The sequence below is a fragment of the Streptomyces mangrovi genome (genome assembly GCF_900114215.1).
GTDB lineage: Bacteria > Actinomycetota > Actinomycetes > Streptomycetales > Streptomycetaceae > Streptomyces > Streptomyces barkulensis.
Map to the genome: position 1 here is coordinate 290,541 of NZ_FOSG01000004.1, position 19,917 is coordinate 310,457.

The following is a 19,917-nucleotide window of genomic DNA, read 5'->3' on the forward strand; positions in this document are numbered from 1 at the left end:
CCTCACTGTTCGGCGGGGTTGTCATCCCCGGCTGCTCTGACGCGTGCTGGTGCGGGCGGCGCCGGCCGTTTGGCCGTCGAGGATGGCCAGCGCCTGCCGGAGGGCCGACCGCTGTGCGTCCGGGGTGCTTTCGGGCTGCTGGTACCAGCAGTCGGTGTCCAGCCAGTCGTCGACCCGGTGCCAGGTGGGGTCCAGACGGACCCGGCCGGGAAGCCACCGAGTGGGGCGGCGCTCCGCCGAATCGGCCGGCACGTCCTCCTCCGCCTGTCTGCGGGCCCGCTGCCAGGCGGAGTCCCAGTAGCAGGCGAGCAGCCAGTTGGTCCGGTCGACGAGTTCCTGTGCCATGGCGCGGTGGACGGCCGCCGTACTGCGCCAGCGGGCGACCATCTCGCCGTACCGCGCCAGTGCGGCGGGGGCCGGCCGGCCGCGTTCGGCGTACTGGATGACGACGCGTACCGATTCGGCCTGGATACGTGCGCTCAGGCCGCGGTTGGCAGCCAGCATGCGTGCTCGCAGCCGTGAGTTGCCGCGGTCGGCCCGGGACCGGAGGCCCAGTACGTACGGAGGCAGGGGCGGGTCCGGCGGAGCGTCTCCTGCCCGGGCCCCGGCCAGGACGGTCTCCAGGTCCGCGGCATCCCGTCTGCCGTGGTGGCGGGCGAGAGGCGCGGAGAGGAATCCGGTTCCCGTTCCGCGGACGCGGCCCGCTGTCCGGCCGGATTCGTTCATGGGAGAAACCTCCCTTCCATGCGGGGGAGTTCGGATGAGATCCGTGGTGATGGGGGAGAGAGTAGCCCAGGGAAGACGGGGTGCGAGGGGAAAAGAAAGGCGGAACAGATCCTTCCAGGGGGTGTTCCCGGAAAACGCCCGGACTTCGCCCGGGCGGCGCCCGGTTAACGGCATTACCGCGATTGCGGCAGGACGGCCGCGCCGTCGATACTCCTTTCCGAAGTGAGTGAGGAGATGTGATGGAGGCCAGGATCAGCGCGACGCATTTCCCTCTGGAGACCCTCGGCCCCGGGCGGCGCCTCGGTATTTGGTTCCAGGGGTGTTCGCTGGCTTGCGCGGGGTGCATGTCGCGGCACACCTGGGACGCGGACGGGGGGAGACCGAAGAGGATCTCCGACCTGCTGGAACTGTGGGAGGCGGCGCTCGGCGGAGGGGCCGAGGGGCTCACCGTCAGCGGAGGCGAGCCCCTGGAGCAGGCCGGCGCGCTGGCCGAACTGCTGGCGGGCGCCTCCCGCCTGCGGGAACCGGCCCGCCGGGAGAGGGATGGATCCGGGGACATGCCGGACCTGCTCGTCTACACCGGCTACGAGCCCGCGGAGCTGACGCCCGTCCACCGGCGCGCGCTGCGCCATGCCGACGCGCTGATCACCGGGCGGTACCGGGCCGGGCAGCCGACCCGGCTGGTCTGGCGGGGCTCGGCCAACCAGCGGCTGAGGCCGCTGACGCCGCTGGGGGAGGCGCGTTACGCGCCCCACCTGGCCAGGGAGGGCACCGGAGGAGGGCTCCAGGCGGTGGTGGACACCCGGGAGGGCCCCGGCGTGCGGATCTACGGGGTGCCGCTGAGAGGGGAACTGCGGAGAGTGGAGCGTGGTCTGAGGGAGGCCGGAGTGGTGCTCAGGAGGCCGAGTTGGCGGCCGTGAGCAGCCTGGCGTGCTCGGGCCGCGGGGTTGCCAGGCACACCGACCAGTCCGGGTCGCGCCGCAACTCCTCCCGCACCGCCCAGAGCAGCCAGCGTGCGGCGGTGCCGGCGGGCAGCCCGCCGCGCCCGGAGCCCAGCAGGGGGAAGCAGATGCTGGACAGGGGTAGGCCCAGGGTCTGGCGCTCCTGCCTGGCCAGCGCGAACGAGGCCCGTACCGCCTCCGCGACCGTGGCGGGGGCGACATGGTAGTGATCGCTGCCCTCGACGGGCGTTGCCACGGCCGCGTGGTGGACGCGGCGTATCCCGCGCCGGGCGAGCGCGCCCGCCGAGGTGCCCACCACCGTGCCCGGCCGCACGGGCAGCCCGGTCCGGCCGTGTATCCGCAGCCATACGGCCAGTTCCCGGGTGAGGACGTCGTCCACGATCTCCCCGGAGGAGTCCCGGATCGCGGCGGCCCTGCGGAGCGCTCCGGACACCGTGGGCCGGAAGGTCTTCGACATCTCCAGATACACGTTCTCCGAGGAGACGAGGATGTCGATGTCGCCGACCAGTTCGATCGGGCTCGCCAGGACCGTGATCCGCTCCTTCGCGCCGCGCGGGAGACCGCGGGAGGGCGGCGGCTCGGGCGGCCGCGCACCGTCGGCCCCCGCCGCCGGTGCGGAGTCCGCCGCGGTGGCGGGCTCCGCGGGCCGGCCGGCCTCGCGGGCCAGGGCGAGCAGCGCCGACGCGATTTCCTCCACCACCTCGCGCTCCTGGCTCTTGCGGAAGCGCTCGGTGCTCACGCCGTAGACGGCCGCGGCGGCCTTCCTCCGGTCGGCCGCGGCCACGCCCCGGCGTTCGGCGAACAGGCCGAAGGAGTGCGCGGCGGCACGGGCCAGCGGATCGCATCCGGCGGTGTCGTGCAGCGGGCCTCCGCCCGCCAGTCGTCGAACGGCCGCGCCCAGCAGCCTTTCGACGCCCTCGAGTTCGTCGTCCGCCCCGGCGCAGAAGCCGGCCGCGACCGCGATCCGGCCCAGGGCCTGCCGGGGGCAGTGACGGAGTCGGGGCAGACCGCGCTGTCTGAGGTGCCTCAGTTCGTCGACCAGGTCCCGGTGCGGCGGCAGGGCGGGCGTGGGATGCATGGGGTGCATGGTAATCCGGTCATGGAAACGAGGGGAGAGTGGATTCGAAAACATCTTCCCTTCATTTCCTTGGTTCGCACGCAATTCGAAAAGGAGTGCAGAGGGCCGGGCTCCTCGTATACGCTCTGGCCTCCCGTGTCGGTCGGCGACCGCTGGGCGGGCGCAATTCCCGGAGGGGCGGACGGTGTCGACGACTCTTCCCACTGATTTCCTGCCTCCCGAGAGCGGCGGTGTCACCGATGCCCGCCTGGTCGAGACCAGGGAGGTCACCGCTGCCGTTCCACCGGGGCTGGCACGCAGATTCGTTCTGCTGCGGGTTCTCCGGGAGGCGGAGGCGGCTTCTCAGGCCGTGGTGCTGCGGGTGCGGGATCTGGAGAGCGAAACGCCCGATGTGCCGCTGGTGCTCAAGTGGTACCACCGCATGCACGCGCCCGACCGGGAGGTGAGCCGGGTGCTGCGGGAGGAGGAGGGACCGCACCTCGAAAGGGTTCTGGAGACCGGGAAGAGCGACGGGCACCCGTACCAGCTCTGCCGTTCGCACGGCGAGAGCCACCTCGGCGACCACCAGCGGCAGCACCCCGGCGCCGCGCCCGCCCGCCGACTGGTGCGGTTCGTGCGCCAGTTGCACGCCGCCGTGTCGTTCCTGCACGAGCACGAGATCGTGCACCGGGACATCACTCCGGACAACATCATGGTCGAGGCCCGCGCGGACACCGCCGAGATCGTGCTGATCGACTTCGGGGCGGCCGTGCACCGGCCCGACGACGAGGTAAGGCGGTTCGACTGGAGGGGCAAGCCGCTCTACCTCGCCCCGGAGGCGGGGTCGCGGCTCCAGAGCGTCTCGGAGGCCATGGACTGGTGGTCGGTGGGCATGGTCACCGCGCAACTCGCACTGGGCCGGCACCCGATGGACGAACGCGAGGACGAGGCGGTACTCAACGCGCTCGCCACTCGCGACCCCGACCTGAGCGGAATCGGCGACCGGCGCGTCCGCATGCTCTGCGAAGGGCTGCTGACCCGTGATCCGGAACACCGCTGGGGGGCCGTGGAGGTGGCGGACTGGCTGGCCGGCGGATCACCGGCGACCGCGCCACGCGGCTTCGGCGATCCGTCCGCACCCCGGCCCGAGCCCGCGATCCGCCCCTTCGCCTTCGCCGGTGAGGAGTTCACCCGGAGAGAGGACCTGGCCCGGGCACTCGACCACTACCACGAGGCCGCCCGCCGGATGCTGGCCGAACCGGAGAGCCGCGCGGCACTGGCGCGGTGGCTGGGGCAGTTCGAGACCACCCGCGCGCACGACTCCGGACGGAGCACCCTCGCGGCGCTGCGGGAGGGGCTGGCCGCCGGCCCGCCCGCACCCGAGCTCGTCGTCCGTCTGATCAACTGGCTGGGGCCCCGGCTCGAGGCCACCTGCTGGGGCATGCCGATGACCGCCCGCGGCATACGGGAGCTGAGCGCACTGGCCCAGCAGGGCGACTCCGGCGCCCTGGAGCTGGTCGAGCACCTGCGCGGTCACCCGGAAATCCTGACCGCCCTGGCCGAACGCCCCTTCGGCCAGGGCCTGGACGCGGTCGCCGAACGCTGGCCGGCCCATCGGCGCCGCTGGCCGCACCTGGTCCGGGAGATCCGCCGCAACCAGGACATCGCCCGCCTGCGCGGGGTCCGGCACGTCCTGACGCAGACGGCCGCCCTCGACGCCAGGCTCCTGGAACTCGCCCGCGAGCCCGACCGGACGGCCACCCGGCTGGCCACCGAGACCCTGACACTGCGGGACGGCCTCCCGGCGGCCGTGCCCTGGTTCCACTGGCTGCTGACCGTCCCCGACGACCCCCTGCGGCTGCTCGCCGCCCAACTCCTCGCGCCGTCGGCCGTCCGGGAGGCGAACGTCCGTCATGCGCGGTTTTTGGAGGAGGAGGCCGAGCGGCTGATGGCGGAGGACCAGGACGGGGTGATCGCCGTCATGCGGCGTCTGGACCGGCTGCCCACCCTGGGCTGGGCGCTGATGGGAGCGACGGTGCTCACCGCCCCCTGGTGCTTCCTCATCGGACTGGCGGACGTACTCGGCCGGGCTCCGCAGGAGGCGGTCGTCATCGGCTGGCTCCTCGCGCTTCCCGGGACGGCGGCCGTCTTCGCCGCGGAACTGCTCACCGCGACATACATCGGCCCGCCCGCCTACCACCCCCGCCGGTCCCTGGCCGGCCTGCTCATCCGCACCGCCGAGCGGCCCGCGACCGCGGCCCTCGGCGGATGGCGCGCCCGCCTCCTGGCCGCACTGTGCCTGGTCGCGCTCTTCCTGCTCGGGTTCGAGGCGCTCACCGCCGTGCCGTGGCTCTGGCCGGCGGTGACGGTGGCGGCACTCGCCGGCTGGAGCCTGTACCGGTGCCATCGGTGGCGCGTGGAGAGACGGGAGCGCCGGAGCCGCGCGACCCCGGGGCCTCGCACGCCGGGCCGGAGAGGAACGGCCGGCACGGCACACACGACACGTACGACAGGAGCCGATATATGAGCGCGGGTCTCGCCCTGCCCATGGTGGACCTCGTGGCGCCCGGTGCGGCCTTCGCCCCGCCACCGCCGGTGGAACTGGGCGCCACCCCCCACACCGGGGCGATCCATCCGAACGGTACGGCCGGCGAGGTCTCCGCGCAGCTGGCGGAAGCGGCCGGGGAGGCCCTGCACCAGGCGGCCGACGCGGCCCTGACCGTACTCGGCACGCTCAGCGGAGCGCTGCTGGCCGGACGCGCCGCACTCGCGACCACCCGGGTGCTGGCCTCCGCCGCGGTACGGGCCGCCGGGGAACAGCGCTGCCTGGAGCGCCAGGAGGAATTCTCCGCGCTGGCCGCGCAGCAGTGGCGGGACGCGGCGTTCGCCGCCGCCCGGGCCAACGCCCGCAGGACCGCACTGCTGGCCCGTGCCTCACGGGCCGCCCGAACCGCGCCGGGCGACCCTCCGCCGCGTCCCGGCCTGCCGCCGCCGCTGGACCCGGCCGGCTCTGCCCTCGGCGACTTCCGCGGCGAACTGGCCCGGTTCGAGGTGGCGCTGGAGAGCGCCGAGGCGGCGCAGGAGACATGGGAGGCCGAAGCGCTCACGGCCTCGCTGTGCCGTGCGGACGGCGCGGACGACTGGCAGGACGCCATGCGGGCCCGCCGGGACGCCATGCTGCGGGAGCACCGCGAACGTGCCGCTGCGGCCGGCCGGCGGGACTCGCCGCCCCCGGTGCCCCGGTCCGCCCCGCCCGGTGACGGGGCGGACACGGCGGCCTTCCGGGAGCGGGGCGCCGACATCCTGGCCGCCCTGGACCCGCGGGCCGATCCACGGATCGCCGAACTGGCCGCGGAGGCGGTGGGGAACGCCACCCGCCACGCCGCCGCCAACCCGCGCCGCGCCCGCCTCCATCTCAAGGAGGCCCGCAGGTTCGCCGAACGCGCGAACGGAAAGGCCCGGCAGCGGCGGCAGGACGAGGAACGCGCGGCCCTGCAGCTCGACTTCCTGACCGCGCCCCTGCCCGAGGACCCGGAACTGCCCGGCCACGATCCGGAAGCGGAGGACGCCCTGCGAGGCTTCCTGGAAGAGGGCGTCCCGCTCAGTCCCCGGCAGCAGGAGAGGGTGCGGCAGCGGGTCGAGGAGCGGCACAGCGCCCTCGAAGCCCTCTACGTACGCGCCCAGTGCGCCGACGTCCTGGCCCGGCTGGCCCGGGACACGGGCGAGGCCGTCCACGTCGACCGTCTGGAGAACGGCGGTATGAGGCTGGAGTGGACCCCCGGAGACTGGGACCCGGAACACTGGCTGAGGGCGACCCTGACGGGAGACGCCTTCCGCGTCGTCACCATGCGCACCGAGACGGGCGCGGAACGGCTTCCCGAGGAGAAGGCCCTGGACGATCTCCGGTGCGCCCAGGCCCAGGAGCAGCTGGCCCGGTTCCGGGAACTGGCTCAGGACCTCGGCCTCACCGTGCGGTTCGAGATGGAGCGCACCCACGGCGTGGTGGCCGGCACCCCGGCGGGGCAGGGCGCCGCGGCCGCCGGCCGCTCCGGCACGCGCGCCCGTCCCGACGAGCGCACCCGCCCCGGGCACCGGACGGTCGACGGCGACGGCCGGCACTGACCACTTGCGCCCCGACCCCCGGAAGGACTCGCGATGGGATCCGCGCAACTGCACAAGGGCGACCGGCACCCGCTGTTCGTCGAGGAACTGACCGGCACACTCAGCGTGCACGCGCAGTACGTGCTGCACGGCAACATCCACGACCTCCATCTGGTGCACAGGAACGGCCGGGACCACCACCGCCCGCTCCTGGAGGTGCTGTGGAACCCGCTGCACCGGCTGGGCTACCAGGTACTGGTGGCCTGCGACCAGATCCACGGCTTCCGCCTGATGTACGCGGACCCCGAGGTGGCGGAGGCGGCGCGGACCCTGCTGCAGCCCTGCGAGTTCCCCGGCGCGAACCCCGCTCAGCAGCGGAAGGCGACCGAGCAGTTGCGGGAGATCGCCTCGGGCTGGGCGGAGAAGCGCGGCAAGGCCCGTCCCGACCACGTCGAACTGCCGCCGCTGCGCGTGGTGCTGGTGGTCGAGCACGCCTCACGTCTGGTACAGGACGTCACTCGGCTCACCGCCGACGAACGGGACTTCTTCCTGGCCTGCCTGCAACTGGCCGACCGGGCGCGGCCGGTGCCGAGGCCGGGGGCCGTCCCCGGGGACCGGCCCGCCACCGCTGTGTTCAACCCGGTGATCTGGCTGGCCGAGGGGGAACGGGACCTTCCCGGCTGGCTGGTAGCCGGCAGCGAACGGATCCGCGCGGTGGCCGTCCCGGAACCCGACGCGGACGAGCGGCTGCGGATGGCCCGCCGACTCCTGCAGGACGACCGGGAGCGGACTGCCCCCACCTCGTTCCGGGCCGACGTGCCGACCCCGAAGGACGAGGAGGCCGTGGGGGCCTTCGCCCGGGCGGCCACGGGCATGACGCTGATGGCCATGCGCGAGAGCGCCGGCCTGGCGGCGGCGCGCGGCATCCCCTTCGGCTCGATGCCCGACGCGGTCCGGATCTACCGGCTCGGAGTGGAGAAGAACCCCTGGAGCCGCCAGGAGATCCGGCAGCGCGTCCTGAAGGGGGAGGACCCGGACGAGGAGAGGTCCGTCTCCCGGCGGGTGCTCGGCCAGGAGGCCGCCGTGTCGATGACCCTGGACATCCTCAAACGCGCCGCGCTGGGGCTCTCCGGCGCCCAGGCGACCAGCCCCGGGCACCGTCCTCGCGGAGTGCTCTTCTTCGCGGGCCCCACGGGCACGGGCAAGACCGAACTGGCCAAGGCCGTCGCCTCCGTCCTCTTCGACAGCGACCAGGCGTACCTGCGCTTCGACATGAGCGAGTTCTCCTCCGCGCACGCCGCCGACCGGCTCGTCGGAGCGCCGCCGGGGTACGTCGGATACGAGGCGGGCGGAGAACTGACGGCGGCGGTGCGGCAGAACCCGTTCCGCGTCATCCTCTTCGACGAGATCGAGAAGGCGGACAAGGGCGTGCTCGACAAGTTCCTCCAGGTCCTGGAGGACGGCCGGCTCACGGACGGCCAGGGCGTCACCACCTACTTCAGCGAGTGCGTCCTGATCTTCACCTCCAACCTGGGTGTGCAGCGCACCGATCCGGAGACCCAGGCACGGCAGTGGATCGTCACCCCCGGCACGCCCTACCCGGAACTCGAGGCGACGGTCAGGAAGAACGTCAAGGAGCACTTCGAGCAGGTCATCGGCCGTCCGGAGCTGATGAACCGCATCGGCGGCAACGTGGTCGTCTTCAACTTCATCTCACCCGAGGTGGCGGAGAAGATCTTCGACCTGCAGACGCGGAACATCCGGCGGCAGCTGGCAGCCGGGCACCGCGTCGACCTCGTACTCACGGACGACGCGCGCGCCACCCTCCTCGGCCACTGCACGGCGGACCAGTGGAACGGAGGACGGGGCATCGGCATGGTGCTGGAGACCCATCTGATCAACCCGCTGGCCCGGGTCCTGTTCGCCGCGCCCGACCTCGCTCCGGGCACGACCGTCCTGGTCTCCGGCGTCAAGCAGGCCGCGGACGGCCGCGTCGAACTCGTCGTCGACTTCGAGAAGGGGGCGGCGGGCGTTGGGCGTTCACTCTGACGGGGACCGGGACTGGATCCCCGTCCCGCTCGACGGTACGGCGCCCCGCCGCGCCGGTCCCGTCCTCCCCTCCTGCCCGCACTGCGTCGGGCCCCTGCCCTTTGGGCTCTCCGCCTGTCCGTCGTGCGGCGCCCGCGCCGACGGCGGTCCCCGTCCCGGGGCGGCGCGGCCGGCCGGTGGCGGACTGCGGCTGGTCTTCCAGGGCATGGGACGGCATCTGGACGTCGAGAGGGGGGAGACGGTGTTTCTGGGCCGCAGCGAGGACTGGGCGCCGAGGGCGTCTGGCCTCCTCGCGGAGGAGACCACGGTCTCGGGGCGGCACGCGTGCGTCGAGCACGCCGAGGACGGCACCGTCTGGGTGACCGAGGTGAGGGAGGGGGCCAGCAACGGCACCCTGGTCAACGGCCGGGTGCTGGTTCCGGGAGTCCGGGAGCGGCTGAGCGAGGGGGACACGGTGGGGCTCGGCCCCCGGGTCGGCTTCCTGGTCCGGGGTCTCGCTCCGCGGCCGGGCGCCGCCGGGGAGGAGCGGCCGCGGGATCTCGGCGTTCCCGGGGGAGATCAGGGGGCTGCCCGGTCCTCCGGCGCGACGCACACCACGACGCACACCACGACGCACACCCACACCGAGTCCGACTCCGATGGATGGATCCGGTTCTGAGCAACCGTTTGTCGAACGTCTTCTTCTCGTTTCTTCTATTGACCTGTCAAGTGCGCGCTCTTAGCGTGGCAAGCGCTTTCTTCCTCTCGTGTCGAAAGCCACACCGCCATGCCTGCCGAGCAGGTGCCCCCCACGGAAGGGCGATGTCTTGATGAGACCGAGAACCCCGCTGTCCTTACTGGCCTGCGCCACCCTGGCGGCCGGCGTCGCCGTGGCACTGCCCGGCGCCGCGGCGACGGCCGCGCCGGTCCGCCACGAGGCCGAGCGTGCCCCCGCCACCTGCGACGGCACCATCGACTCCGAACACGCCGGCTACTCCGGAACGGGCTTCTGCAACGGCCGGAACGCCGTGGGCGCGGCCGCCCAGTTCACGGTGGACGCCCCGCAGGCCGGCACCGCGACGCTGTCGGTCCGCTTCGCCAACGGAACCACCGCCGCACGGCCCGCGGACATCGCGGTGAACGGCCCGGTGGTCGCGTCGGCGTCGTTCGAGAGCACCGGCGCGTGGGACGGATGGACGACGAAGACGCTCACGGTGCCGGTGAGGCAGGGCGGCAACACCATCCGGCTCAGCCCCACCGGCACCGGCGGTCTGCCCAACATCGACTACCTCGACACCGAGGTGGACGGCACCGGTACCACACCGCCGCCCTCGGGATCGGTGCTGTACGTGGCGCCGAACGGCAGCGCCGACGCTGCCGGGACGGAGTCCGACCCGACGACGCTCGCTTCGGCCATCAGCCGCGTCACCCCCGGCGGGACGATCCGCCTGCGCGGCGGCACCTACCGCTTCTCGCAGACGGTCACCATCCCGCAGGGCAACGACGGCACACCGGGCGACCGCACGGAGCTGTCCGCCTACCCGGGCGAGACGCCGGTGCTGGACTTCTCGGCGCAGAGCGAGAGTTCGTCCAACCGCGGACTCGCCGTCAACGGGTCGTACTGGCACGTCAAGGGCCTCGTCGTCCAGCGGGCCGGTGACAACGGGATCTTCGTCGGCGGCAGCCACAACGTCATCGAGCGCACGGTGACGCGCTTCAACCGCGACACGGGTCTGCAGCTCTCGCGGATGTCCTCCTCCACCCCCCGCGACCAGTGGCCCTCCCACAACCTCGTCCTGAGCGCACAGTCGCACGACAACGCCGACTCCGACGGCGAGGACGCCGACGGCTTCGCCGCGAAGCTCACCTCCGGCCCCGGGAACGTCTTCCGCCACGCGGTGGCCCACAACAACATCGACGACGGCTGGGACCTCTACACCAAGGACGAGACCGGGCCCATCGGCGCGGTGACCATCGAGGACTCCCTCGCCTACGAGAACGGCACCCTCAGCGACGGCACCCAGAACTCCAGTGGCGACCGCAACGGCTACAAGCTCGGCGGCGAGGACATCGGGGTCGACCACGTCATCCGGCGCAGCATCGCCTACGACAACGGCAAGCACGGGTTCACCTACAACAGGAACCCCGGCACGATGACGATGTCGGACAACATCAGCATCGACAACGCCCAGCGCAACTACTCCTTCGACGCCGGCACCTCGGTGTTCCGGAACAACGTCTCGTGCCGCAGCGGCAGCGGGTCCAACGACAAGACCGTCGGCGACGCCGACGGCTCGAACCAGTTCTGGTCCGGCTCGAACGGCTCCCGGTGCTCCTCGTACGCCGGTGCCATGAGCTGGTCCTTCGCCTCCGACGGGCGCCTGGTGGTGTCCTTCGGCGGCAGGACGGCGACGCCGTGACCGCCGCCCGTCGGCCCGCCCGTCGGCCCGCCTGCCGGGCGGGGTGAGGCAGTAGGCCCCACCGGGCGGCGTCCCCCGGGCAGGGACGCCGCCCACCGCCGGACCGGGTTCTCAGCCGTCCGCCGCGGCCGCCAGCCGCAGATGGGGGCGGGCCTCCTCGTCGCGGCCCTGGCGCTCCAGAGTGCGTCCGTACAGCATCCGCAGGTACAGGTCGCCCGGGAACTCCTCGACCAGTGACTCCAGGGTGGCCCCGGCCCGGTTCAGCTGGGCGGAGGCGAAGTAGGCTCGGGCTGCCAGCAGCCGGACCCCGCGGTCCGCGCCGAACTCCTCCAGCAGCGGACGCAGCATCACCAGGGCCCCCAGCGGGTCGCGCCGGTCCATGAGCGACTCGGCCCACCGCATCCGCTCGACCTCGGCGGGAACGGAGCGCTCGCGCCCGCCGTCGCGCAGGAAGTCCGCGATCACCTCCGGCGACTGGGCGCCCGCCAGGGCCCGGCCGCCCACGACGAGGGTGGGCGAGGTGCGCACCCCTCGGGCCCTGCCCTGGAGCAGCAGCTCGCGCACGAGGTCCTCGCCCGCGTCGCCGTCCAGCAGCCTCGCGCCGAGGGGGAAGCCGGCCGCCGCGGCCACCTCGCCGAGGACCGCCCGGTCGCCGATGTCCAGGCCCTCGACGAAGTTCGCGCGCATCACGCCCTCGGCCACGGCGTCCTGCGCGGGCGGGCCGCCGTGCTCGTATGCCAGGGCGATGAGCCGGTGGGCGTCGTGGCTGCTGACGCGCCATCTGGAACCCCAGGTCGGCCCCAGGCCCTCGCGGGCGGCCACCTGCGAGACCCGCGCCCGGTTCCGCTCCGGGGACAGCCCGGGCGCGCAGGCGCGCAGCGCCTCGTCCACGAGGGGGTCGCGCAGTGCCTCCTCCAGCGGAACGGCCCGGGCCGGAGCGGTCGGGTCGATCCGGAAGGGCCGCCAGACGACCTCCGCTCCGCTCCGGCCTGCCAGAGCCCGCTCCAGGCGCCGCTTGCCGATGTACGCCCACGCGCAGACGACGTCTGCCCAGATCTCGATTCGCATGCCGCAAGGCTAGCCGACAGCAGTCACCTAAACAACATGTGTTGTTTAGGTGGCTCCGGTTCCGGACGCGGCCCCGGCCGCTGGGCGACACAAGTCGCTTAAGCGCCGCTTGTCGCTCGATCGATATGCTGGCGGGCATGCCGAAGCAGAGGACACTCCCCGCCGACCGTGTGGACCCTCGTGTACTGCGGACCCGTGCTCTGCTCCGGGAGGCGGCGCTGGCGATCGCCGCGGAACGGGATGTCGAATCCATGACCATCGCCGACATCGCGGAACGCGCCACGGTCAATCGCGCGACCGTCTACCAGCACTACCGGGACCGGGACGCCCTGCTTCTGGACGCCATGGAGGAGGAGGTCGGCCGGCTCGCCCGCGCGGCCGCCCGGTGCCCGCTCACGCACCCGGCGCAGTGCACCCCGGGCGAGCTGGCGGAACTGTTCCGCCATGTGGAGACGAACGCGACCCTGTACCGGCGGATGCTCGGGCCCGGGGGGTCCGCGCGCTTCGTCAACCGGCTCAGGGAACTGCTGGCCGAGGAGGTGGCGGCCCAGCTGGGCGCGGTCGGCGACGACGGGGACGGGAGCGGGGCCACCGCGCTGCTGGAACTGCGCGCCCACTACCTCGCCGGGGCGTTCGTCGGGGTGTTCACCCGCTGGGTCACCATGACCGGCGGGCCCACGGCGGAGCAGGCCGCCGAGGAGGTGTGGGGGCTCCTGCGCGGGACCTCCCCCGGCCGCGGGGCGGCGGACCTGCCGTAGGCGTGGCCGACGGCGACGCCGCCGGGGGCATTCGGCGACCGGTCACCCGGAAGCGGTGACGGACGAGGCGGGCAGACCGGCGGCGGCCGTCTCCTCCCCGGTGAGGGGAGGCCCGCCGAGTTTCGGGCGGCGGGGCCCGCGGAGCGCGGCGAGGGACAGCCGGGGGTCGCCCAGGACGGACGCCGTGCGTTCGAGGGAGGTGACGTCGGTGACGCGGCGGGCCACCCAGCCGTTGCCGGTCGCGGTGTGGAGCAGTCGGCTGACGTAGGCGGACGCGAGCTTGTCCCGGAGGGTGGGGCCGTGCTCGGTGGCGCCCGGGTAGAGCACGTCCTGGCCGACGGCCAGGATCCACGCGGCGTCCACCGGTCCGGCCACGGCCCTCTGGACGTGCCGTGCCAGTCCCGGGGTGCCCCAGCCGCGGCGCCCGACCGTGTCGCGCAGGGCGACGGCGCTCTGGGCCGCGGTGGACATCCCGTGCCCGTAACTGGGGTTGTAGGCCGCCAGCGCGTCGCCGAGGACGGCGAACCCCTCGGGCCAGCGGCGCATCCGCTCGTAGAAGCGGCGGTAGTTGGCGGTGCTGCGGGTGCGGGTGACCCCGGTCAGGGGCTCGGCGTCCGCGATGAGCCGGCCGACGACCGGATGCCGTGGCGCCTGCAGGGCGAAATCCATGAAAGCGTCGCCGTCTCCTGTGGGTTCGCCCCCACGGGTACCGAAGAGGGTCACGATCCAGCGCCCGTCCTCGATCATGATGAGCGAGGCGCCCTGTCCGGGAGCCCGCCGGGGATCGGCCTGGACGATGACGGTGGGGAAACGCCCCAGGGCGCGTACGGCGGCGGGGGCCCGGAAGACACGGCTGGCGTAGACGAGGCCCGGGTCGATCCTCCGCTCGGCCGGAGCGGGCAGCCCCAGCTCCCGCAGCCAGGAGGACGCGCGCGAGGCGCGGCCGGTGGCGTCGACGACCAGGTCCGCGGTGAGCCGTTCCTCCCTGCCGTCCGCCCGGCGGACGCGGACGCCGGTGACCGCGTCCGCGTCGCCGAGCAGACCTTCGGCCGTGGTGTTCTCCACAACGGTGACCCGCTCATGGCCGAGAACCTGCCGGCGCACGGTCCAGTCGAGCAGTTCACGGCTGCACAGCAGTGTGTGGTGGGACTCCTCCCAGCGCCTGAACCATCCCCGCGGGCTGAGGACGACCATGTCGGTGGGCACCGGCACGTGGTGCGCTCCGCGTCCCCGGAGCAGCTCCGCGGTGCCGGGCAGCAGTTCCTCGACGGCCCTGGCGCCGCCGGACCACAGCACGTGGGTGTGCTGCGCCTGGGGCAGCCCCCTGCGGGGCCCGGGCCCTTCGGGCAGGGTGTCGCGCTCCACGACGGTGACGGCCGCGAAGCCGGCCAGCGCGCGGGCCGCGAGCATGCCGGCCAGGCTGCCGCCGAGGACTATCGCGGATCTCGCGGATCTCATGGGGCGGGGGTGTCGTTCCATGCGGCGGGTGTGCTCTCCGACCTGGCGGCCGCGCTGCGGCGGACCGCCTCGACGATGCTGGGACGGCGCAGTGCCCCGGAGACGGCTTCGACGTCGCGGAGCAGACTGTCGGGACTCCTCCACTCGGCGCCCCTGCCCGGGTCCTCCGCGCGGGCGGCGATGGCGGCGGAGACGGCCACGGCACCGGCGACGCCCTCGGCCTCCCGGGGCGTGAGCCGCCGGCCGAGCGACTCCCCGAGCACGGGGTCGGGGTCGAGGGCCGCCCGGCGGGCCCGGCGGTGCAGCTCGTGGTCCAGATAGGGGGCCAGGGTGTAGAGGCTGTCCCGTATCTCCTTCTCCCGGATCGTCAGGGAGGTGTGGATGTCCGGCTTGCCGACGAGCGTGGAGGGTCCGGCCGGGACGTGCTCCTTCAGCAGCCGGCACAGGGGCAGGAGCCTGCGATGGCGGAGGGCGGCCCGCCAGAACTCGTAGGCCGCCTGGCCCGCGTGAGGGACCAGGAAGCCCGCGCCGACCAGGATGGACCCGATGGCGCCGGCCAGCGGGGCGGCCTGAGTGCTGAGCCAGTCCAGGTCATGGCCGCTCCACCGGCCGACGACCGCGGTGAGCTTGAAGCCGTTGAAGGCGAGGGTGGCGATGTAACCGGTGCCCATGAGCAGCAGTCCGGTACGGAGCCAGGCGTCGACGCGGCGCACCCGGCGTTCCCACGACCACAGCAGCACGAAGTTGACGGTGTTGGCGACGGTGTGGGCCACGATGTAGAGCGTGATCATCTCGCGCAGATACGGTTCGTCGGCGTAGTACGTGTCGAAGTCGCGCAGGCGCTCGACAGCGGGGTCACCGAGGGCGAAGAGCACCCACAGCGCGACGATGACCAGCGAGTACACGGCGATGACCCATCGCATCACGCGGCCGGCCGACGCGGTGGCCCCGTCCCGCCACGCGGTGAGCATCAGCAGGCAGCAGGCGCTGAACGCGGTGAGCAGACTGTAGACCCAGGGCGCCGCGATGTTGGTCACGCCGGTGGTCCGGTTGATCAGCGTGATGCTCTGGGGAGCCGCGGAGGCGAGGACGAGAAAGGCCATGACCAGCAGCAGGCTCGCCACGCGGAGCAGCGATTCGTGCCGCGCTCGGATGGTGGAGCGCATCTTGAGGAACAGGGGCAGCAGCGCCACGACCGCCGCGAGGTAGTAGATGTGGGGGATGACGTCTTCGGAGGCGTCCATGGGGGTACGGTCGCCTCACCGGGGACCGAGAGTGGTCCGCAGCCGGGTCACGACCGCGTCGGTACGGGCAGGGTGGGGGACGGCCAGCGGGTCGTCCACGAGCCATCTGCGGAAATCCCTGTACAGGCGCACGCCGAACGCCTCGGCCTCCCCCTCCTCCCGCGCGTCGCAGTGGCTGCGCGCCGCGGCGCACAGCACCGTGCCGTCGCCGGGCCGGTCCGCGGGGGACAGCATGCGGGCGGCGGCGGTGCCGCCCTCCACATGGCTCAGGTAGCCGCTGTGGCCCTGGTGCAGGTGCCACAGCTCGTGGCCCACGATGATCGGCTTCTGCGGGGCGTCCACCCTGCGTTCGACGAGGATCACGTCCCGCTCCTCCAGAGACAGCATCAGGCCGGTGATGCCGCCCGCCTCGCGCGGCAGTTCCTCGACCCTCAGCTCCAGGGGGCGGCCCCGGAGCGCGCCCATCTCCCGGCACAGCGCCCGGCACAGCGACTCCGCGTCCGTCGGCACCTGCAGCCCGGGGTCGCGGCTGAGGCCGTCCATGAGCCGGCGGGCGAGTTCGTCCATGGCCTTGCGGGTGCTCCTGCCGATGCCCCTGCGCCCCCTGCCCTCGCGCGTCATCGTCCGGGCTCCGAGTCCGTGACGAAGTCGAGGACGAACCTGGTGATGGCCTCCCGCTGAGCACGGGTGAGGGCGGGCCCGCCGCCGCGGGCGGCGATCGCCCTGGCGCCGTGCTCCCCGACGAGGGCGGCCAGGGGGCCGTCGAGCTCCCTTCCGGCCGGCCTCGACTCCAGCCGGTCCACGACCGGTCGCAGTTCACGGGCCAGCGCGTCGCGGGGAGGGTCGGTGAAGAAGGTCAGCGACACCCCGAAGTAGTCGGCCAGCGCGGCGAGATGCGGCACATTGGGGCACTTCCCGCCCTGGAGGAGGCTGCGGGCCCAGGCACCGGTCACCCCCAGGCGGGCCGCCACCTCGCCGACGATGTCGGCCGGCCTCCTTCCGCTTTCCCTCAGAAGCCGCTCGTACAGGAAGTTCACCCGCCGGGGGGCGGTCTCGCCCACCTTGCGCTCCCGCACCCTCCCGCCCCTCAGCAGGGTGCGGATCTCCCTGGTGCCGAGGCCGGTGGCGGCCGACAGCTCACCGAGGTCCAGGACGTCGTCACGGGCGAGCCCTCTGGTCTTCGACAGAGCGTCCAGACGCTCCAGAACCTCGTCCAAGGGGTTGCGAGAGGCCTCGGTCACCATGCCCTCCGAACGGTCGTCACCCGATGGTAAGCCGAGACTAAGGCCTCTGTCGCGACCAGGGCCATTCTCCACAACGATCGTTGCCGGACGGAGAACTGACGTTGGCGTCCGCGCCGCCGCCCGTCCGGGGCCGGGGTGTGCCGGCCCCGGACGGGCGGCGGGGTGTGCCGCTATCCGGCGTAGGTCTCGAACTCGGCGACCCTCGGGGTGCCGGACGAGCCGGTGATCTCGAAGGTGATCTTGCGCAGCGAGGTCTGCGGGAAGGTGATGACGCCCGCTCCGCTGCCCGAGGTCAGGACGGCGCCGGTGTCGTGGTCGACGACCCGCCAGGAACCGATGTTGCCCTCGGAGCCCGCCGCCTCCCTGATGTTGATCTTGGAGACGGTGGTGGCGGAGCCCCACTTGATCGAGATCGACCCGGTCGATCCGGTCGGCGACCAGTACGTGCTCATGTCGCCGTCGCGCACGTTGCCGTAGCTCGTTCCGCTCGCCTTGCCGGAACCGTCGGAGCCGGCCCCGATGCTGAGGTTGGTTCCGCCGGGCTGGGACGGAGTGGGCGTGGGCGTGGGGTCGGTCGGCGTCGGTCCGGGGTCGGTCGGGGTCGGGTCCGGAGTCTGCGGCGAGCAGCTTCCGTCCGACACCTTCAGGCCCTTGCCCGCCCCCGCCGTCTGGCTCACGACGCCCGGCACGCAGTCGGCGCCGTCGAGGTCGTAGGAGTAGGGGATGCCGACGGTGGTGTTGGACTGCGGGTTCGGCCCGGCCGGGTTGTTGTCGCCGCTGCGGCTGGACCAGGTCACGTTGTCGAAGATGTTGCCGCCGACCTGCCAGTAGCCGGCCTCGTCGGTGTAGAAGGTGCCCAGGACGTCCTTGGAGTCCTCGAAGTAGTTGTTGTCCACCTTGGCGCGGGCCCCGGCGCGGGAGTTGATGCCGGACTTGCTGATGCCCACGTAGTGGTTGTTGTAGATGTGGGCTATGCCGCCGCGCAGCAGGGGGGTGCGGGAGTCGATGTTCTCGTACAGGTTGTGGTGGTAGGTGATGAAGCCGTTGGAGCGGTCGCTCTCGCTGGAGCCGACCAGGCCGCCGCGGCCGGAGTTGCGCAGGACGCTGTAGGACAGGGTCACGTACCTGGTGTCGTCCTTCATGTCGAAGAGGCCGTCGAACCCTTCCGACTCCCCGCCCGACGCCTCCAGGGTGACGTGGTCGACCCAGACGTTGCGGACGCCGCTCTCCATGCCGATGGCGTCACCGCCGTTGGACGTGGGTGAGCCCGACTTCTTGACGTTCTTGACCGTCACGTTCTGGATGATGATGTTGCTGGCCTCGCGGATGTGGATGCCCAGCTGGTCGAAGACGGCCCCACTGCCGACCCCGACGATCGTGACGTTGCTGATCTGCTTGAGCTCGATCCTGTCGTCGTCGGTGTTGCAGCTGTCGCCCGACACCTTGCTGGTGTTGCCGTGGTTGATGGTGCCCTCGACCTGGATGGTGATCGGGGTGCTGCTGCTGGCCCGGCCGCACAGGGCCTGGTGGATCGCGGTCCCCGTGGTGGCCCGGACCGTCTGCCCGCCCGCGCCGCCGGTGGTCCCGCCGTTCTGGGTCGCGTAACCGGTGGGGCCGCCGGGCGCCGCCGACGCCGCGGGCATCGTCAGGACCACACCGGTCGCGGTCGCGAGCGCCATCGTGGCCAGTCCCGCGTAGAGCCGCAGTGCGACTGCTCGTCTCATCTCGTCTCCCGTTTCCTCTTCGAACGCTGAACGCTGTTACCTAATGTCGTGGGCATGACATTCAACTGTCGGTGCTGTCGGTGCTGTCGGTGCTGTCGGTCTGCCGACCTGCCGCCGGGCAGGCCGGAGATCGGCCCGGGGGTGGATCCTCTCCTTCGGTGCGGGGGGTTCGGTGGTTCGCCGCGGAGCGCGGGTCCCGGGGCTGCCGTGGCCGCGCTCCCGGCCGCCCCGTCGGGCGGTGTCCTCGGGGCGCCGCCCCGTGCGGGGTGACTGCCCGGGTGGGCGGCGTGGTCCGTCATCCGCTACGGGGGCCGTCGCCGTCAAGGCCGCCGTGGACGGCGCGATGGGTCTTCATCGTGGCGTATGCCCTTTCGCTTCGTGGCGCGTCGACATCCCGGGTGAAGTCTCCGCGGCGGAACGTTGGCGGCTTGCGTGCGAGGTCGCGGCAGGTGCCGTGACGGCCGCTTTCGGAGGAGCGGACCCCATGAGTGGAGAAAGCGCTTTCTTTCGGTGAGGATAGGGTGGCGTCCGCTGGAATGGCAAGGCTCCGGAAGGTTGCGGAGTACACCCTTCCGTCTCGTCCGGCGGCCGTCGCCCGCGACCACCGCCGAAGGCCCGGGCCGAGACCCGCACATGGCTGGACCCGCGCGTGCGGGCATGGCGCCGGATCCGTCAACCGCTTCACGGTAAAAGGGAGTTCGAGGACCCGCGAACGGGTTTCCGGCATACGTGCGGGCGGGGCGGGGTGTCCCACACCCCGCCCCGCCCGCACGTTCTTCAGGCCCCGGCCGCCTGCCGCAGGCTCAGCGGCCGCATGTCCGTCCACACACGGTCGATGTGGTCCAGGCACTGCTGTCTGGTCCCGCCGGTGCCCTCCGCGGACCATCCGTCGGGCAGTTCGCGGTCCGCCCGCCAGATGGAGTACTGCTCCTCGTGGTTGCGGACGACCAGATAGCCGGCCTCGTGGCTGTCGCTCATCGCGTCACGTCCTCTCGCACTCGCTCGGTCCACGGGCACAGCGTGCCCGGAGCCGCCGGACCGCCACAGGGACGAACGCGCGGCGGTGTCCGCACGCGTCACCGCCGGTTCTTCTCTGGTGCCCCACCCTCCGCCCCGGCAGTGTGCTG

Annotated in this window: 16 protein-coding genes; 7 read left to right on the plus strand and 9 right to left on the minus strand. The window is 72.8% G+C overall.

Annotated elements, in window-relative coordinates; genetic code table 11:
* Positions 1-21 precede the first annotated feature (21 nt).
* Complete coding sequence (locus BM237_RS07900; RefSeq protein ID WP_139238071.1) at positions 22-504, minus strand: hypothetical protein; 483 nt, start codon at positions 502-504, stop codon at positions 22-24.
* 461 nt (positions 505-965) lie between these two features.
* On the opposite strand from BM237_RS07900, the gene BM237_RS07905 reads away from it, so the two are divergent.
* On the plus strand, positions 966-1,646 hold the full coding sequence (locus tag BM237_RS07905; protein WP_093848801.1) for a 4Fe-4S single cluster domain-containing protein: 681 nt from the start codon (positions 966-968) through the stop codon (positions 1,644-1,646).
* Here the strand turns inward: BM237_RS07905 and BM237_RS07910 are convergent.
* Positions 1,621-2,766 carry a macro domain-containing protein gene (locus BM237_RS07910; RefSeq protein WP_175540924.1) on the minus strand — a complete coding sequence of 382 codons (1,146 nt, stop codon included), beginning with the start codon at positions 2,764-2,766 and terminating at the stop codon, positions 1,621-1,623. The two genes, BM237_RS07905 and BM237_RS07910, sit on opposite strands and share 26 nt — an antisense overlap.
* Before the next feature lie 184 nt (positions 2,767-2,950).
* On the opposite strand from BM237_RS07910, the gene BM237_RS07915 reads away from it, so the two are divergent.
* From BM237_RS07915 to BM237_RS07935, 5 genes are all read left to right on the plus strand, one after another.
* Entirely contained in the window at positions 2,951-5,272 is a 2,322-nt protein-coding gene (locus tag BM237_RS07915) for a serine/threonine protein kinase (protein ID WP_175540925.1), read from the plus strand.
* A complete protein-coding gene (locus BM237_RS07920; protein ID WP_093848803.1) occupies positions 5,269-6,867 on the plus strand; it encodes a hypothetical protein in 1,599 nt (532 codons plus the stop codon). The genes BM237_RS07915 and BM237_RS07920 overlap by 4 nt, the downstream gene beginning before the upstream one ends.
* A 33-nt stretch (positions 6,868-6,900) precedes the next feature.
* The gene (locus BM237_RS07925) at positions 6,901-8,895 is read left to right on the plus strand and encodes an AAA family ATPase (RefSeq protein WP_093848804.1); all 1,995 of its coding nucleotides are present in this window, start codon (positions 6,901-6,903) and stop codon (positions 8,893-8,895) included.
* On the plus strand, positions 8,879-9,553 hold the full coding sequence (locus BM237_RS30250; protein ID WP_281253906.1) for an FHA domain-containing protein: 675 nt from the start codon (positions 8,879-8,881) through the stop codon (positions 9,551-9,553). The genes BM237_RS07925 and BM237_RS30250 overlap by 17 nt, the downstream gene beginning before the upstream one ends.
* Before the next feature lie 151 nt (positions 9,554-9,704).
* Positions 9,705-11,294: a right-handed parallel beta-helix repeat-containing protein gene (locus tag BM237_RS07935; RefSeq protein ID WP_093848806.1), complete on the plus strand. Its 1,590-nt coding sequence runs from the start codon at positions 9,705-9,707 to the stop codon at positions 11,292-11,294.
* Between the two features lie 111 nt (positions 11,295-11,405).
* Here BM237_RS07935 and BM237_RS07940 read toward each other — a convergent pair whose 3' ends face one another.
* The gene (locus tag BM237_RS07940; protein WP_093848807.1) at positions 11,406-12,362 is read right to left on the minus strand and encodes a DsbA family oxidoreductase; all 957 of its coding nucleotides are present in this window, start codon (positions 12,360-12,362) and stop codon (positions 11,406-11,408) included.
* Between the two features lie 137 nt (positions 12,363-12,499).
* Here BM237_RS07940 and BM237_RS07945 point away from each other — a divergent pair, with 137 nt between their 5' ends.
* On the plus strand, positions 12,500-13,120 hold the full coding sequence (locus BM237_RS07945; protein ID WP_093848918.1) for a TetR/AcrR family transcriptional regulator: 621 nt from the start codon (positions 12,500-12,502) through the stop codon (positions 13,118-13,120).
* Between the two features lie 42 nt (positions 13,121-13,162).
* Here the strand turns inward: BM237_RS07945 and BM237_RS07950 are convergent, their stop codons facing one another.
* The 6 genes from BM237_RS07950 to BM237_RS07975 all read right to left on the minus strand — a co-directional run bounded on the left by BM237_RS07950 (position 13,163) and on the right by BM237_RS07975 (position 19,768).
* Positions 13,163-14,578, minus strand: a complete 1,416-nt coding sequence (locus BM237_RS07950; RefSeq protein WP_245793478.1) for an FAD-dependent oxidoreductase — start codon at positions 14,576-14,578, stop codon at positions 13,163-13,165.
* Entirely contained in the window at positions 14,575-15,822 is a 1,248-nt protein-coding gene (locus BM237_RS07955; RefSeq protein WP_245793479.1) for an MAB_1171c family putative transporter, read from the minus strand. The genes BM237_RS07950 and BM237_RS07955 overlap by 4 nt, the downstream gene beginning before the upstream one ends.
* Before the next feature lie 15 nt (positions 15,823-15,837).
* Positions 15,838-16,443 (minus strand): hypothetical protein, encoded by a 606-nt coding sequence (locus BM237_RS07960; protein WP_093848808.1) that lies wholly within the window; start codon positions 16,441-16,443, stop codon positions 15,838-15,840.
* Positions 16,440-17,063: a helix-turn-helix domain-containing protein gene (locus BM237_RS07965; protein ID WP_139238072.1), complete on the minus strand. Its 624-nt coding sequence runs from the start codon at positions 17,061-17,063 to the stop codon at positions 16,440-16,442. The genes BM237_RS07960 and BM237_RS07965 overlap by 4 nt, the downstream gene beginning before the upstream one ends.
* A 173-nt stretch (positions 17,064-17,236) precedes the next feature.
* Complete coding sequence (locus tag BM237_RS07970) at positions 17,237-18,790, minus strand: pectate lyase family protein (RefSeq protein WP_093848810.1); 1,554 nt, start codon at positions 18,788-18,790, stop codon at positions 17,237-17,239.
* Positions 18,791-19,567: 777 nt separating this feature from the next.
* Positions 19,568-19,768, minus strand: coding sequence for an MbtH family protein (locus BM237_RS07975; RefSeq protein ID WP_093848811.1), 201 nt, complete (start codon positions 19,766-19,768; stop codon positions 19,568-19,570).
* Between the last annotated feature and the right edge of the window lie 149 nt (positions 19,769-19,917).

Bases quoted from the DNA above. Each gene is read 5' to 3' on its own strand.
- BM237_RS07905 (WP_093848801.1), top strand. From the start codon at position 966: ATGGAGGCCAGGATCAGCGCGACGCATTTCCCTCTGGAGACCCTCGGC.
- BM237_RS07920 (WP_093848803.1), top strand. From the start codon at position 5,269: ATGAGCGCGGGTCTCGCCCTGCCCATGGTGGACCTCGTGGCGCCCGGT.
- BM237_RS07925 (WP_093848804.1), top strand. From the start codon at position 6,901: ATGGGATCCGCGCAACTGCACAAGGGCGACCGGCACCCGCTGTTCGTC.
- BM237_RS07955 (WP_245793479.1), bottom strand. From the start codon at position 15,822: ATGGACGCCTCCGAAGACGTCATCCCCCACATCTACTACCTCGCGGCG.
- BM237_RS07960 (WP_093848808.1), bottom strand. From the start codon at position 16,443: ATGACGCGCGAGGGCAGGGGGCGCAGGGGCATCGGCAGGAGCACCCGC.
- BM237_RS07950 (WP_245793478.1), bottom strand. From the start codon at position 14,578: ATGAGATCCGCGAGATCCGCGATAGTCCTCGGCGGCAGCCTGGCCGGC.
- BM237_RS07945 (WP_093848918.1), top strand. From the start codon at position 12,500: ATGCCGAAGCAGAGGACACTCCCCGCCGACCGTGTGGACCCTCGTGTA.
- BM237_RS07900 (WP_139238071.1), bottom strand. From the start codon at position 504: ATGCTGGCTGCCAACCGCGGCCTGAGCGCACGTATCCAGGCCGAATCG.
- BM237_RS07940 (WP_093848807.1), bottom strand. From the start codon at position 12,362: ATGCGAATCGAGATCTGGGCAGACGTCGTCTGCGCGTGGGCGTACATC.
- BM237_RS07975 (WP_093848811.1), bottom strand. From the start codon at position 19,768: ATGAGCGACAGCCACGAGGCCGGCTATCTGGTCGTCCGCAACCACGAG.
- BM237_RS07910 (WP_175540924.1), bottom strand. From the start codon at position 2,766: ATGCATCCCACGCCCGCCCTGCCGCCGCACCGGGACCTGGTCGACGAA.
- BM237_RS07970 (WP_093848810.1), bottom strand. From the start codon at position 18,790: ATGAGACGAGCAGTCGCACTGCGGCTCTACGCGGGACTGGCCACGATG.
- BM237_RS07935 (WP_093848806.1), top strand. From the start codon at position 9,705: ATGAGACCGAGAACCCCGCTGTCCTTACTGGCCTGCGCCACCCTGGCG.